This is a genomic window from Halomonas gemina (assembly GCF_023554995.1).
Classification (GTDB): domain Bacteria; phylum Pseudomonadota; class Gammaproteobacteria; order Pseudomonadales; family Halomonadaceae; genus Halomonas; species Halomonas gemina.
In genome coordinates this window covers 1-255 of sequence record NZ_JAMJPK010000042.1, presented here as the reverse complement: position 1 = coordinate 255, position 255 = coordinate 1, and the positions used below count along the sequence as shown (strand labels likewise).

Genomic DNA, 255 nt, shown 5'->3' with positions numbered 1-255 from the left:
GATTAGCCTTTCACTCCGATCCACAAGTCATCCAAATCTTTTTCAACAGATCCTGGTTCGGTCCTCCAGTTGATGTTACTCAACCTTCAACCTGCTCATGGATAGATCGCCCGGTTTCGGGTCTATTTCCAGCGACTGGTCGCCCAGTTAAGACTCGCTTTCGCTACGCCTCCCCTATACGGTTAAGCTCGCCACTGAAAATAAGTCGCTGACCCATTATACAAAAGGTACGCGGTCACATGACCTGCATGCTCC

The 255-nt window shown here is 49.8% G+C and carries 1 rRNA gene; it reads right to left on the bottom strand.

The features are described from left to right. Window positions 1–255 (bottom strand): 23S ribosomal RNA (locus tag M8009_RS18970); the annotation flags it as partial.